The organism is Stutzerimonas chloritidismutans (assembly GCF_020783375.1).
Classification (GTDB): Bacteria; Pseudomonadota; Gammaproteobacteria; order Pseudomonadales; family Pseudomonadaceae; genus Stutzerimonas; species Stutzerimonas kunmingensis.
Map to the genome: position 1 here is coordinate 2,129,700 of NZ_CP086067.1, position 14,575 is coordinate 2,144,274.

Here is a 14,575-nt window from a genome sequence, read left to right on the forward strand (position 1 = left end):
CTGCGCAGAAACATGAACCCCGCCAGCAGGCGGGGTTCGGTGCTTACGTAGACGGGCGCGGGATCAGTCTTCCAGCGAGCCCATTGCGGTGGTGTTGAAGCCGCCGTCGACGTAGAGGATCTCACCGCTGATGCCGGAAGCCAGGTCCGAGCAGAGGAAGGCGCCGGCATTGCCGACTTCGTCGATGGTGACGTTGCGACGCATAGGGGTCTGCTTCTCGTTGGCAGCCAGCATCTTGCGGAAGCTGGCGATGCCGGAGGCGGCCAGGGTACGGATCGGCCCGGCAGAGATGCAGTTCACGCGGGTGCCTTCCGGGCCGAGGCTGCCGGCCAGGTAGCGAACGCCGGCTTCCAGGCTGGCCTTGGCCATGCCCATGACGTTGTAGTTCGGCATGGTGCGCTCGGCACCCAGGTAGGAGAGGGTCAGCAGGCTGCCGTTGCGGCCCTTCATCATCTCGCGACCGGCCTTGGCCAGGGCGACGAAGCTGTAGGCGCTGATGTCGTGGGCGATCTTGAAGCCTTCACGGGTGGTGACTTCGGTGAAGTCGCCGTTGAGCTGGTCGCCCGGAGCGAAGCCGACCGAGTGCACGATGCAGTCCAGGCCGTCCCACTTCTTGCTCAGTTCTTCGAATACGCGCGCGATCTCTTCATCGTTGGCGACGTCGCAGGGGAAGCACAGCTCAGGGCTCGAGCCCCAACCGGAAGCGAATTCCTCGACGCGACCCTTGAGCTTGTCGCCCTGGTAGGTGAAAGCCAGTTCTGCACCTTCGCGATGCATGGCGGCGGCGATGCCGGAGGCAATCGAAAGTTTGCTGGCAACGCCGACGATCAGTACGCGCTTACCGGTGAGAAAACCCATGTGCTTGTCCCTCTTCTGGTTGTTCGGCAGTGCCGGGCGCCATGAAGGCGGATTCCAGCAGCTGCTGTGTATACGGATGTTGTGGTGCCGCAAAAATGTCAGCGGCCGCACCTTGTTCCACCACCTGGCCCTGCTTGACCACCATCATCTGGTGGCTCAGCGCCCTGACCACCGCCAGGTCATGGCTGATGAACAGGTAGGTCAGGTTGTACTTGGCCTGCAACGAGCGCAGAAGCTCTACCACCTGGCGCTGTACCGTGCGATCGAGCGCCGAGGTCGGCTCGTCGAGCAGTATCAGCGCCGGCTTCAACACCAGAGCCCGGGCAATGGCAATGCGCTGCCGTTGTCCGCCGGAAAACTCATGGGGATAGCGATGCCGGGTTTCCGGATCGAGGCCGACCTCCACAAGCGCGTCAATGATTGCCTGTTCCTGCTCCTTGGCATTGCCCATCCGGTGGATGTGCAACCCTTCGCCAATGATCTGCCCGACCGACATACGCGGGCTCAGGCTACCGAAGGGGTCCTGAAAGACCACCTGCATCTGCCGCCGCAACGGCCGTACCTGGCGCTGCGACATGCTTTGCAGTTGCTGGCCCTGGAAGCGGATCTCGCCCCGACTACCCAACAATCGAAGGATAGCCAATCCCAGCGTGGACTTGCCGGAGCCGCTCTCGCCGACGATACCCAGTGTCTGCCCCTTGGGCAGGCTGAAGTTCACTCCGTCCACCGCCTTGATATGGTCGACGGTGCGACGCAGCAAGCCCTTCTTTATCGGGAACCACACCCGCAGGTCGTCCACTTCCAGCAATGGTGCCGCTTCTTCGACCGCCACCGGGCCGCCACTGGGCTCGGCCGCGAGCAGTTCCTGGGTATATGGATGCTGAGGTGCGCGGAACAGATCTTCACACAACGCCTGTTCGACGACGCGACCGCGCTGCATGACACATACGCGATGGGCAATGCGCCGAACCAGGTTGAGGTCGTGGCTGATCAGCAGCAGCGCCATGCCCAGGCGTGCCTGCAGTTCCTTGAGCAGTTCGAGGATCTTCAGCTGCACGGTGACGTCGAGTGCTGTGGTCGGTTCGTCGGCGATCAACAGCTCGGGCTCGTTGGCCAGCGCCATGGCGATGACCACCCGTTGCCGCTGTCCGCCCGACAGCTCGTGCGGGTAGGCGCGGATGCGCTTGCGCGGCTCCGGGATACCGACCAGTTCCAGCAACTCCAGGGTGCGAGCGGTTGCGGCCTTGCCGCGCAGGCCCTTGTGAATCTCCAGCACCTCGTTGATCTGCTTGCCCACGGTGTGCAGCGGGTTGAGCGAGGTCATCGGTTCCTGGAAGACCATGGCGATGCGATTGCCGCGGATCTTGCGCATGGCCTTTTCGTCGGCCTTGAGCAGGTCCTGACCGTGGAAGAGGATCTGCCCTTGCGGGTGGCGGGCGAGCGGGTAGGGCAGCAGTCGCAGGATGGAATGAGCCGTCACGGACTTGCCCGAGCCGCTTTCCCCGACCAGGGCCAGGGTTTCGCCCTTGCGAATGTCGAATGTCACGCCTTCGACGACACGCTGGACCTGTTCGCCGGTGACGAACTCGACGGCCAGATCGCGGACCTCGACCAGATTCTCGGCTATCGGTTGTTCGGCCATGTTATTTCCTTGGGTCGAAGGCATCGCGCGCCGCCTCCCCGATAAACACCAGCAAGGTCAGCATGATTGCAAGCACCATGAAGGCGCTGATGCCCAGCCAGGGCGCCTGCAGATTGGCCTTGCCCTGGGCGACCAGTTCACCGAGCGACGGCGAACCGGCCGGCAGACCGAAACCGAGAAAGTCCAGCGCGGTGAGCGTACCGATGGCGCCGGTGAGGATGAACGGCATGAAGGTCATGGTGGAAACCATGGCGTTCGGCAGGATGTGGCGGAACATGATGGCGCCGTTCTGCATGCCCAGCGCACGAGCGGCGCGCACGTACTCGAGGTTGCGCCCACGGAGGAATTCGGCACGTACCACGTCCACCAGGCTCATCCAGGAGAACAGCAGCATGATGCCCAGCAGCCACCAGAAGTTCGGCTGCACGAAGCTGGCCAGAATGATCAGCAGATAGAGCACCGGCAGCCCGGACCAGATCTCCAGCAGGCGCTGACCAACCAGGTCGACCCAGCCGCCATAGAAGCCCTGCAGGGCGCCGGCGATGACGCCGATGACCGAGCTGATCAGGGTCAGGGTCAGGGCGAACAGGACCGAGATGCGAAAGCCGTAGATCACCCGGGCGAGTACATCGCGGCCCTGGTCATCGGTGCCCAGCCAGTTCTCCAGTGACGGCGGCGCGGGCGCGGGTACCTGCAGTTCGTAGTTGATGCTCGAGTAATTGAAGGGGATGACCGGCCAGACCATCCAGCCGTCCTTCTCGGCAATCAGTTCCTGGATATAGGGGCTCTTATAGTTCGCCTGCAGCGGAAACTCGCCGCCGAAGGCCGTTTCCGGATAACGCTTGAACACCGGGAAGAACCATTCGCCGTCGTAGCGCACCACGATCGGCTTGTCGTTGGCGATGATCTCCGCGCCAAGGCTGAGTACGAACAGCGCGAGGAAGATCCACAGCGACCACCAGCCACGCTTGTGTGCCTTGAACAGCGCCAGCCGGCGCTGGTTGAGGGGGGACAACTGCATCTCAGGCCTCCCTGCTTTCGAAATCGATGCGCGGGTCGACCAGGGTGTAGGTCAGGTCGCCGATCAGCTTCACCACCAGTCCGAGCAGGGTGAAGAGGAAGAGGGTGCCGAACACCACCGGATAGTCGCGGTTGATTGCCGCCTCGAAGCTGAGCAGGCCGAGCCCGTCAAGGGAGAAGATCACCTCGATCAGCAGCGAGCCGGTGAAGAACATGCCGATGAAGGCAGACGGAAAGCCGGCGATGATGATCAACATGGCATTGCGGAACACGTGGCCGTAGAGCACGCGATTCTTGCTCAGGCCCTTGGCTCGCGCCGTGATCACGTACTGCTTGTTGATCTCGTCGAGAAAGCTGTTCTTGGTCAGCAGCGTCAGCGTCGCGAAGTTGCCGATCACCAGCGCGGTGACGGGCAGGGCCAGGTGCCAGAAGTAGTCGATGATCTTGCCGGCCAGGGTCAGATCATCGAAGTTGGCCGACGTCAGTCCGCGCAACGGGAACCAGTTCCAGTAACTGCCGCCAGCGAACAGCACGATCAGCAGAATGGCGAACAGGAAAGCCGGTATGGCGTAGCCGACGATGATCGCCGAGCTGGTCCAGACGTCGAACTTGCTGCCGTGACGCGTCGCCTTGGCGATGCCCAGCGGGATCGAGGCCAGGTACATGATCAACGTGCTCCACAGACCCAGCGAGATGGAAACCGGCATCTTCTCGATGATCAGGTCGGTCACCTTGGCGTCACGGAAGAAGCTCTCGCCGAAATCCAGCCGCAGATAGTTGCTGAGCATGATCCAGAAGCGCTCTGCGGGCGGTTTGTCGAAGCCATACAGGCGCTCGATCTCGGCGATCAGCTCGGGGTCCAGACCCTGGCCACCCCGGTAGCTGGTGCCGGCGACCGCGACTTCCGAGCCACCGCCGGCGATCCGGCTGGTGGCGCCTTCGAAGCCTTCCAGCTTGGCGATTGCCTGCTCCACCGGGCCGCCGGGGGCGGCTTGGATGATGATGAAGTTGATCAGCAGGATGCCGAACAGCGTGGGGATGATCAGCAGCAGTCGGCGAACGATGTAAGCCAGCATGCTTAGCGCTCCGCCTCGCCATCACCAGCCGGAGCGGCAGCGCCAGCTTCCTCGGCCTTCTTTGCTTCGACGGGATCGGCAACCGGTAGCTTGGCGTCGGGTTTGCGCCACCAGGTCATCAGGCCGATGTCCTGCCGGGGCGTCACCTCTGGATGCGCGAGGTGATTCCAGTACGCCACTCGCCAGGTCTTTATGTGCCAGTTCGGCACTACATAATGCCCCCAGAGCAGCACACGATCGAGCGCGCGGGTGTAGGTGATCAATTCCTTGCGCGAATCGGCCCCTATCAAACCTTCCACAAGGCTGTCGACTGCCGGGTCCTTGAGACCGATGAAGTTACGGCTGCCCGGGTTGTCGGCGCTTGCCGAGTGCCAGAACTCGCGTTGCTCGTTGCCGGGCGAGTTGGATTGGCCGAAGCCGCTTACGATCATGTCGTAATCGCGCGAACGCAGGCGGTTGATGTACTGCGAAACATCGACCCGGCGGATTTCCAGTTCGATCCCGAGATCCGCCAAATTGCGCTTGTACGGCAGCAGCACCCGCTCGAACTCTGCCTGAACCAGCAGGAATTCGAGCTTCACCGGCTTGCCGGCAGCGTCCAGCATGCGGTCGTTCTCGACCTTCCAACCCGCTTCAGTGAGCAGCCGGTATGCCTCGCGCTGCTGTTCGCGAATCACACCGTTGCCTTCGGTACGCGGCAGCTCGAACGGTTTGTCGAACACCTCGTCCGGAACCTTGCCGCGAAGGGGCTCGAGAATCTTCAGTTCGTCTTCGCTCGGCAAGCCGGATGACGCCAGCTCGGAGTTGTCGAAGTAACTGCGGGTGCGGGTGTAGGCGCCATTGAACAGCTGGCGATTGGTCCATTCGAAGTCGAACAGCAACCCGAGGGCTTCACGGACGCGGCGGTCTTCCAGCTGTGGTCGACGGATATTGAAGATGAAGCCCTGCATTCCCGCAGGGTTCTCGTTCGCAATTTCGTCACGAACGATCCGACCGTCCCTCACCGCTGGTATGTCATAGGCGGTGGCCCAGCTTTTGGCTGTGCGCTCCTCCCAATAATCAAAGTGCCCGGCCTTGAACGCCTGCAAGGCGACGGTGTTGTCGCGGTAGTAATCGAAATTGATGTGATCGAAGTTGTAGAAACCGCGATTCACCGGGAGGCCCTTGCCCCAGTAGTCCGCTACGCGCTCATAGCGGATCGAGCGGCCGGCCTGGACCTTCTCGACGCGGTATGGGCCACTGCCCAGAGGCGGTTCGAGGCTGCCCGAAGCGAATTCCTTTCCTTCCCACCAATGCTTCGGCAACACCGGCATCTGCCCGAGGATCATCGGCAGTTCGCGATTGCCAGCGTGCTTGAAATCGAAGCGCACCCGCCTCGGGCTTTCCGCTGTCACTTTCTCCACATCGGCGTAGTAGGCGCGGTACTGCGGGGCACCCTGGCTCATCAGGGTTTCGAAGGTGAACACCACATCCTCGGCCTCTACCGGCTCGCCGTCATGGAAGCGTGCCTGCGGGCGCAAGTGGAAGCGCACCCAGCTGTTGTTCGGTCCCTTTTCTATCTTTTCTGCCAGCAGGCCGTAGACGGTGAAGGGTTCGTCCAGGCTGTTGGTGGTGAGGGTGTCGTAGATCAGACCGATATCGTCGGCTGCAACGCCCTTGTTGATGAAGGGGTTGAGCGAGTCGAAGCCGCCGAAACCAGCCTGTCGCAACGTCCCACCCTTGGGAGCGTCTGGGTTGGCATATTCGAAATGCTGGAAATTGGCCGGGTACTTCGGCTTCTCGTCATACAGCGTCAGGGCATGGCGAGGAGCGGCTTCGGCGATAGCAGCGAGGCAGAGCAGCCCCAGCAGCCCGGCGCGGAGCAGCGGATGGCGCGCGCGATCATTCATTTGGTCTTCTCCAGGCTCTTCAGCCACCAGGCGCGCAAACCCAGCGTATAGGGTGGCGTGGTGACGTGGGCGAACCGATTGCGGTACGCCATGCGGTGGTTACTGATGAACCAGTTCGGAATGGTGTAGTGGTTCCACAGCAGCACGCGGTCGATTGCGCGGGCGGCGGCGACTTGCTCGTCGCGGGTCTGCGCGGCGAGCAGCTTGTCAATCAGGTCGTCGACGATCGGATTGGCGATGCCGGCATAGTTGCGACCGCCCTTGACGTCGACCTGACTGGAATGAAAGTACAGATACTGCTCGATCCCGGGGCTGAGGCTCTGCGCCAGCGTCATCAGAATCATGTCGTAGTCGTAGTGATCGAGGCGCTGCTTGTACTGCGCGCTATCGACGGTACGCAGGTTGGCCTGAATGCCGATGCGTGCCAGATTCTCGACGTAGGGCTGAAGGATGCGCTCGAGCCTCGGGTTGACCAGCAGGATCTCGAAGCGCAGCGGCTGTCCGGCGCTGTTCAACAGGCCGGCATCCGAGGCTTTCCAGCCCGCCTCGGCGAGCAGCTTCAGCGCATGGCGCAGGGTTTCCCGCGGAATTCCACGGCCTTCGGTCTTCGGTAGCTGGAATGGCTCGGTGAACAGTTCGGGCGGGAGCTGCTTGCGGTACGGCGAGAGCAACAGCCACTCGCCACCTTCGGGCTTGCCTGTCGCCGTGAAGTCGCTGTTGGGGTAGTAGCTTTCGCTGCGGCGGTAGGCGCCGTAGAACAGGGCACGATTGGTCCATTCGAAGTCGAACATCAGGCCGAGCGCTTCGCGCACACGATTGTCGGCGAAGGTTGCGCGGCGCCCGTTCATGAACAGCGCCTGGGTCTGGGTCGGAATCTGGTGGGGAATTTCAGCGCGAATGATGTCGCCGCGCATCACCGCCGGAAACTGGTAGCCATTGGCCCAGTTCTTCGCCTGGTGCTCGATGAAGAAGTCGAACTCGCCGACCTTGAAGGCTTCGAAGGCCACCACGCTATCGCGATAGAACTCGACCGAGACTCGGTTGAAATTGTATTTCCCCTGATTGGCCGGCAGCTTGGCGCCCCACCAGTCTCGCACTCGCTCGAAGACTACCTGCCGGCCTGGCTGCACATGCGTGATGCGGTAGGGGCCGCTGCCCAGTGGGGGTTCGAAGGTGGTCGCGCTGAAGTCTCGATTCTTCCAGTAGTGCTGTGGCAGCACAGGCAGTTCGCCGAGCCGCATGATCAGCAGCGGATTTTTCGGTTGCTCGAATACGAAACGAATGCGATGTCGGTTGAGGATGTCGACCCGCTTCACCCCCTGCAGGTTGGAGCGGTACTGGGGGTGCCCATCCTTTATCAGGGTGCGATAGGAGAAGGCGACGTCATAGGCGGTAATCGGCTTACCGTCATGAAAGCGGGCTTCCTTGCGCAGGTTGAAAACCACCCAGCTGTAGTTATCGCTGTGCTCCACTGACTCGGCAATCAGACCGTAGCTGGAGGCAGGCTCGTCGCCGGACGGGTCGTAGATGCCGGTGCCGACCATCAGCGGCTCGTTCAGCTCGCTGATGCCGTATTGCAGAAAGCCGGGCGCCGAACTCAGGCTGGTGCCCTTGAAAGTGTAGGGGTTCAGGGTGTCGAACGTCCCGGAGGCCATCAGTTTGATCTGGCCACCCTTCGGCGCGCGCGGATTCACCCAATCGAAGTGGGTGAAGTTGGCCGGATACTTAAGAGTGCCGAACTGCGCATAACCATGGCTTTCGCTGATGGTGGCGAAGGCGGGAAAGCTCAAGGCCAGGCAGGTCAGTAACGGTAGCAGGGCTCGCATCAGACGGGGAATCCGATCCTTGGCGCTTAGGGGCTTCTCGGGCCGGTACAGTAACAGCTTGTATGCGCTGGAAAAAGGCCGGGCAACTCGGGCAAACTGCCGGTCATTTCCCGTAATGGCATTGTGCAGAGGTGACCTCTTGGATGTACGTGCCCAGGGTCTTCAGGCATGGATAGACCGCCTGAATCAATCGGAGCTGCCTGCGTTGGCGTCCGTGGTCAAGGATCTGCAGCGCCTTGCCGTGCATGAACATGCTTCGGTGCAGCAACTGGCCGATGTACTGCTTCGTGATGCCTCGCTGACTTCCAAGGTGCTGAGGGTCGGCAACAGCAGCTATTACAACCCCTCCCAGGAGACCATCAAGACGATTTCTCGGGCCATCGTAATGATCGGCTTCGAGAACGTGCGCCTGATCAGTCTGTCGGTCACGCTGATCGACAGCCTGCTTGAGCGCGCCCCGAGGGAGCAGCTGCTGGAACTGCTGGCTCGTTCGTTTCACGCCGCGGTGCAAGCGCGCAACATCGCCGGCTATGTGCTTTCGCGTCACGAGGAAGAAGTATTCATTGCCGCGCTGCTCTACAACGTGGGCGAGCTGGCGTTCTGGGGCTGCGGTGGAGAGCAGGCAGATGAGCTGGCCCTGCAGCTGACGCAGCCGGGCATCAAGCCTGACGATGCAGTGCAGAGCGTGTTGGGCACCAGCTTCCGGCAGCTCAGCCTGGGTCTGGTCAGAAGCTGGAACCTGGGAGAGTTGACCAGTCTTGCACACACTCAGGTGGCCAGCAGCGATCCGGCCGCTCGCGCGGTCGCGCTGGGCGTACAGATCAGCGAAGCCGCACTCGGAGGCTGGGAGTGCGAGCGGATGACGTCACTGACCAGGGCCGTGGCCGAGTTCACCGGCGTGGATGAAGCTGATGCGTTGCAGCAGATACTCGCCAGCGCCGATGAAACCGTGCAGGTGGCGACCACATTTGGCGCAAGTCGTCTGGGCCGGCTCATTCCCAGTACCGATCCCGAGCAGATCCGCCTGCAGCAGGCCCAGCGTCAGGCAGCCTTGCTGCAACCGGATCTGTTGCTGATGCAACAGGCGCTGCAGGACCTGGGGCTCATGGCCTCAGGCGGCGGCGATGCCACGTTGATTCTGGATACGCTGCTGAAGGGGCTGCACCGCGGGGTTGGCCTGGAACGTGTGATGGTGGCGGTGCTGGCCGATCAGCAGACGCGTTTCAAGGTGCGTTGCGCCGTCGGTGAAGGGACCGAGACCTGGATTCAGGGCTTCGTGCTTCCCGCTGACCAACCCGAGCAGCCGAACGTGTTCAGTTACGCACTGCGCCATCGGCAGTCGCTCTGGATGGGCGTGCCGGCAAGTTATAACTTGGCCGACCTGGTGACCCAGCCGCTGCGAAAGTGGTTTGGCAATGGCATGTTCTTCATCGCACCGCTGATGGCGGGGACGCGTGAAATAGGTGTGATCTACGGCGATTGCCGGCTTTCGGGGCGGGCGCTGAAACACGAACAGTTCGTCGCGTTTCAGCGCTTTACCCAGCTGACTGGACGCTGCCTGGAGTCCCTGAGCAAGCGTCCGGCTGGGTGAATGGCGGAGGGCTAGTTGGCGAGGTATAGCGTCAGCAGCTGGCCAGGGCGCAGCACGCTGGTGCCTTTCGGGTTCCAGGTCTTCAGGTTGTTCAGCTGTACGTTGAAGCGCTTGGCGATCTGGTACAGCGAGTCGCCTTTCTGCACTTTGTAATAGGTAGGCGAATTTCCCTTGCTCTGCGCTTTGGCTACTGCCGGGCCCTGCAGGAACAGCGCCTGGCCCACTTTGAGCTGGCTGCCGGAGAGCTTGTTCCAGCGCTGCAGGTCGCGTACCGAGACGCGCTGAGCCTTGGCGATGTCCCAGAGATTGTCGCCAGATTTGACCCGGTAGCTGCGCGGCGTGGCGGCCGGCTGACGCGCTACAGCGTGCAGCAACTCCCGCGAAGCGCCGGCATCACCGCTGGTTGGGAGGCTGAGGACCTGCCCGATCCGCAACGTGTCGCTCTTCAACCGGTTCACGTCGCGGATGATGTTGACGGTCAGATGATGACGGTTAGCGATGACGCCCAGGGTGTCTCCTGCGCGCACCTGATACTGCTGCCAGTCGACCAGGTCCTGCGGCTTCATCAGCGCCAGGTTGGCTGCCAGCATTTCAGCCTTTTCCATTGGCACCAGCAGCTGCTGCGGACCATCCAGGGTAATTCGGCGGGTGAAGGCAGGATTCAGCTGGTAGAGCTCGTCCTCGTCCAGGTCGGCGAGTTTGGCGACCCGCGCCAGATCCATGCGCTGCTTGAGCGCGATGACTTCGAAGTAGGGCTCGTTGGCGATCGAATTGAGATTGATGCCATAGGCCTCAGGGGCCTGGATCAACTGCGACAGGGCCAGCAGCTTCGGCACGTAGTCGCGGGTTTCCTGCGGCAATGGCAGGTTCCAGTAGTCGGTCGGCAGGCCTAGCTTCTGGTTGCGTTCGATGGCCCGGCTCACGGTGCCTTCACCCGAGTTGTAGGCAGCCAGTGCCAGCAGCCAGTCACCGTTGAACAGGCCGTGCAGGTAGCTCAGATAACGCAGGGCTGCATTGGTCGAGGCGGTGATGTCACGGCGGCCGTCGTACCAGCTTGTCTGCCGAAGATTGAAGTGCCGGCCGGTGGCGGGAATGAACTGCCAGAGCCCGACGGCGTGGGCGGGCGAATAGGCGAAGGGATCGTAGGAGCTTTCGATAATCGGCAGCAAAGCCAGTTCCAGCGGCATGTCGCGCTCTTCGAGGCGCTCGACAATGTAGTGGATATAGGGGCTGCCGCGCTCGCTGGCGATTTCGATGGATCTTGGGCGACTGGAGAACAGCAGGCGCTGTTGCTCGATGCGGGGGTTGCTGTCCAGATGCTCCTGAAGCTTGTAACCCTCGCGAATTCGCTCCCAGATGTCCTGGTGTTCGGTGATGACGGGGGTGTCGTTCAGCCAGATGGGCTCTTGTGCCACAGGCGCCGTGGTGCGGCTTGCCTGATCGCGTGCATCATCACGCACGGCGTTGCTCTGACAGCCCGCTAGGGCGACGCAAACGGCTAGAGCCAACGCCCGACCAGAGGCTGCCAAGGCGTCCGGTTCGAGGCGTTTCTTGGGAGCTGGCGGCATTGGCTGGAATCTTCCCCGGAAACAAAATTCGGGGGATTCTAGGAACGCCCCCTGGTGGGGTCAAGGCTGCATGCCGCGTTTCGGGAACCTGTCGACCTTGTCAGAAGGCGTCCTTCCAGGCGCGCAAAGCCGCGAAAACCGCCACATCGCCGTCTAGCTGGCCGCCGCTGCGCTCGCTTGCCGCATGCTGAACGGCGGCGACACCACAACGCAGAAAAGGGTTGGTCGCGCGCTCGATATCCATTCTGCTTGGCAGGCTGAAGCGGTTCGATTCGCGCAGTTCGGTCACCTCGCGCATGCGTTTTCCAATGGCCGGGTTGTCCGGTTCCACTGCCCGGGCAAAGCGCAGATTGCTCAGCGTGTATTCGTGGGTGCAGTAGACGAGGGTGCTATCCGGTGTATCGGCCAGGCGCTGCAGCGAGCGGAACATCTGCTCGGGCGTGCCTTCGAACAGACGCCCGCAGCCGGCGGCGAACAGCGTATCGCCACAGAGCAGCCAGGGCTGCACGGGGTCGGCATGGAAATAAGCGATATGGCCAAGCGTGTGGCCAGGGACGGCGATGACCTGCAAGTCCGTCCCGAGTACCTCGAGGTGCTGGCCGTCGCTCAGCGCCTCGTCGCGCGCGGGAATGTTCTCGGCCGCCGGTCCATGAACGCGCGCGCCGGTCTGTGTCTTGAGCCGTTCGACGCCGCCGACGTGGTCGCGATGGTGGTGGGTAATCAGGATGTCACTGAGCTGCCAGTCCGGGTGGTCGCGCAGCCACTTCAGGACTGGCGTGGCATCACCGGGATCGACGGCAGCGCAGCGTTGAGTGGCCTCGTCCAGAAGCAACCAGATGTAGTTGTCGGTGAAGGCGGGCAGGGCTTCGATCTTCAACATGGGCGGGTCGCCAATTGAGTGACAAAGGCGCATCCTAGCAGTCCCATGGGAAAGTTGAACCCGAGCGAACTCAGCGCCGCGCAGATCGCGCGGCGAACGGAGCCGAGCGATGAACGATCGACCGTCCACCCAGGGCAGCGACCATTGGCTGTCCATGATCAATGAGGCGTCCGCCTGGTTCGAGGGGCCGCTGGGCCAGCAGCTGCTGGTTCAGGAGAAGCAAGTCCTTACCGAAGAGCTGGCGCGTTGTTTCGGCAGCTATCTGGTGCACAATGGCCCGTTCAGCGGCGAGCCGGTGCAACCACAGAACATCAAACGCAGCGTTCGCCTCGGTGCGCCACTGCCTGGTGTGGAGATTCATTGCGAGGAGCAGGCCTGGGCGCTCGGCGAGCATGCTGCTGATGTCGTGGTGCTGCAGCATGCATTGGATTTCAGCCTGTCGCCCCATGGGTTGTTGCGTGAAGCGGCGCGTGGCGTTCGTCCGGGCGGGCATCTGCTGATCGTCGGTATCAACCCCTGGAGTGTCTGGGGCCTGCGTCATCTGGTCTCGCGCGAGGCGTTTCGGCAGGCGCGTTGCATTCGTCCGTCAAGGGTAGGGGACTGGCTGAACCTGCTGGGATTCGCGCTGGAGAAACGTCGCTTCGGATGCTATTGTCCGCCGCTTTCTTCGAGCGACTGGCAGGCGCGGTTGTCTCGTCTGGAGTCCGTCGGCCAGCAGTTGCAGGCGCCAACTGGCGGTTTCTATCTGCTGGTCGCGCGCAAGTTGATGATCGGCCTGCGGCCCTTGCGCCAGGAGCGCCGCGAACGCATGGGCAAGCTATTGCCGATGCCCGTCGCCAAAGTCAGCCGCCGCGAAGCCGAACAGCACCGACTCCCTTGACGTCCCGAGCCTGCCGGCAAACAGAGTAAGCAATCCACATGAGCGACGATTGGGTCGAGATCTACACCGACGGTGCCTGCAAGGGCAATCCCGGGCCGGGCGGCTGGGGGGCGCTACTTATTTATAAGGGTGTCAAGCGCGAGCTCTGGGGCGGCGAGCCCGACACTACCAACAACCGCATGGAGCTCATGGCGGCAATCCGCGGGTTGGCGGAGCTGAAGCGCTCGTGCAAGGTTCGTTTGGTGACCGACTCGCAGTACGTCATGCAGGGCATCAACGACTGGATGCCCAACTGGAAGAAGCGCGGCTGGAAAACGGCGAGCAAGCAGCCGGTGAAGAATGCCGATCTTTGGCAGCAGCTCGACGAGCAGGTCAATCGCCATCAGGTGAGCTGGGAGTGGGTTCGCGGTCATACCGGCCATCCCGGTAACGAGCATGCTGACCTGCTGGCGAATCGCGGCGTGGTACAGGCCAAACGACAACCGATTGTGTAAGTGAGCTAAACGATATGCGCAGCGTAGTGCTGGATACCGAAACGACCGGCATGCCGGTGACCGATGGCCACCGGATCATCGAGATTGGCTGTGTCGAAGTCATCGGCCGCCGCCTGACCGGGCGGCACTACCACGTATATCTGCAACCTGATCGTGAAGTGGACGAGGGCGCGATCGCCGTTCACGGCATCACCAACGAGTTTCTTGTCGACAAGCCGCGGTTCCGCGATATCGCCGACGAGTTCTTCGAGTTCATCAAGGACGCGCAGCTGGTCATCCACAACGCCGCGTTCGACCTTGGCTTCATCAATAACGAGTTCGCGCTGCTCGGTCAGCAGGAGCGTGCCGAGATCACCGACCACTGCTCGGTGCTCGATACCCTGCTGATGGCTCGGGAGCGTCACCCGGGCCAGCGCAACAGCCTCGATGCCTTGTGCAAACGCTACGGCGTGGACAACTCGGGCCGCGATCTGCACGGCGCTCTGCTCGATGCCGAGATTCTCGCCGACGTCTGGCTGACCATGACCGGCGGGCAGACCAATCTGTCCCTCGCGGGTGATGGTGAAAGTTCCGACGGCGGTCGCCCCCAGCCCACGCCGATCCGCCGGCTACCGGCCGATCGGCCGCGCACTGCGGTGCTGCGCGCTACCGAAGAAGAGGTTGCCGCGCACATGGCTCGAATGGCCGCGATCGAGAAAGCCGCCGGGGCAGCTCCGCTCTGGGCTCAGCTCGAAGTCTGAATGGCTCGGCATTGCCGCCTACTTGCGACGCTGCCTCACAATCGCTCGTTTCAATGCGCTGTTCCTTTGCTGCGGACGCTTCTACCCTGTAGGTGGATCGTTCGCAGAGAG

12 protein-coding genes are annotated in these 14,575 nt (G+C 62.2%); 4 read left to right on the forward strand and 8 right to left on the reverse strand.

Annotated features, from left to right (window positions below):
- Window positions 1-63: 63 nt before the first annotated feature.
- From fabI to LLJ08_RS09970, 6 genes are read right to left on the reverse strand one after another with little or no spacing between them, the layout of a single operon-like run.
- Entirely contained in the window at window positions 64-858 is a 795-nt protein-coding gene (fabI, locus tag LLJ08_RS09945; RefSeq protein ID WP_003282073.1) for an enoyl-ACP reductase FabI, read from the reverse strand.
- Window positions 839-2,500: an ABC transporter ATP-binding protein gene (locus tag LLJ08_RS09950; RefSeq protein WP_041013711.1), complete on the reverse strand. Its 1,662-nt coding sequence runs from the start codon at window positions 2,498-2,500 to the stop codon at window positions 839-841. The genes fabI and LLJ08_RS09950 overlap by 20 nt, the downstream gene beginning before the upstream one ends.
- Before the next feature lies 1 nt (window position 2,501).
- On the reverse strand, window positions 2,502-3,521 hold the full coding sequence (locus LLJ08_RS09955) for an ABC transporter permease (RefSeq protein WP_014820114.1): 1,020 nt from the start codon (window positions 3,519-3,521) through the stop codon (window positions 2,502-2,504).
- A 1-nt stretch (window position 3,522) separates the two neighbouring features.
- Complete coding sequence (locus tag LLJ08_RS09960; RefSeq protein ID WP_023445281.1) at window positions 3,523-4,596, reverse strand: microcin C ABC transporter permease YejB; 1,074 nt, start codon at window positions 4,594-4,596, stop codon at window positions 3,523-3,525.
- A 2-nt stretch (window positions 4,597-4,598) separates the two neighbouring features.
- Window positions 4,599-6,485: an extracellular solute-binding protein gene (locus LLJ08_RS09965; RefSeq protein WP_228208845.1), complete on the reverse strand. Its 1,887-nt coding sequence runs from the start codon at window positions 6,483-6,485 to the stop codon at window positions 4,599-4,601.
- On the reverse strand, window positions 6,482-8,311 hold the full coding sequence (locus LLJ08_RS09970) for an extracellular solute-binding protein (RefSeq protein ID WP_228208846.1): 1,830 nt from the start codon (window positions 8,309-8,311) through the stop codon (window positions 6,482-6,484). Before LLJ08_RS09970 ends, LLJ08_RS09965 begins: the two co-directional genes overlap by 4 nt.
- Before the next feature lie 139 nt (window positions 8,312-8,450).
- On the opposite strand from LLJ08_RS09970, the gene LLJ08_RS09975 reads away from it, so the two are divergent.
- The gene (locus tag LLJ08_RS09975) at window positions 8,451-9,902 is read left to right on the forward strand and encodes an HDOD domain-containing protein (RefSeq protein WP_228208847.1); all 1,452 of its coding nucleotides are present in this window, start codon (window positions 8,451-8,453) and stop codon (window positions 9,900-9,902) included.
- 11 nt (window positions 9,903-9,913) lie between these two features.
- On the opposite strand, the gene LLJ08_RS09980 is transcribed toward LLJ08_RS09975, so the two are convergent.
- Window positions 9,914-11,470, reverse strand: coding sequence for a lytic transglycosylase domain-containing protein (locus tag LLJ08_RS09980; RefSeq protein ID WP_228208848.1), 1,557 nt, complete (start codon window positions 11,468-11,470; stop codon window positions 9,914-9,916).
- A gap of 100 nt (window positions 11,471-11,570) precedes the next feature.
- Window positions 11,571-12,350: a hydroxyacylglutathione hydrolase gene (gene gloB / locus LLJ08_RS09985; RefSeq protein WP_228208849.1), complete on the reverse strand. Its 780-nt coding sequence runs from the start codon at window positions 12,348-12,350 to the stop codon at window positions 11,571-11,573.
- Between the two features lie 109 nt (window positions 12,351-12,459).
- Here gloB and LLJ08_RS09990 point away from each other — a divergent pair, with 109 nt between their 5' ends.
- Genes LLJ08_RS09990 through dnaQ form a run of 3 tightly spaced genes read left to right on the forward strand, consistent with a single transcriptional unit; the run spans window position 12,460 to window position 14,464 of the window.
- Entirely contained in the window at window positions 12,460-13,230 is a 771-nt protein-coding gene (locus tag LLJ08_RS09990) for a class I SAM-dependent methyltransferase (protein ID WP_228208850.1), read from the forward strand.
- A gap of 38 nt (window positions 13,231-13,268) precedes the next feature.
- On the forward strand, window positions 13,269-13,724 hold the full coding sequence (rnhA, locus tag LLJ08_RS09995; RefSeq protein WP_014820122.1) for a ribonuclease HI: 456 nt from the start codon (window positions 13,269-13,271) through the stop codon (window positions 13,722-13,724).
- Between the two features lie 14 nt (window positions 13,725-13,738).
- On the forward strand, window positions 13,739-14,464 hold the full coding sequence (gene dnaQ / locus LLJ08_RS10000) for a DNA polymerase III subunit epsilon (RefSeq protein ID WP_023445288.1): 726 nt from the start codon (window positions 13,739-13,741) through the stop codon (window positions 14,462-14,464).
- The last annotated feature ends 111 nt before the right edge of the window (window positions 14,465-14,575 follow it).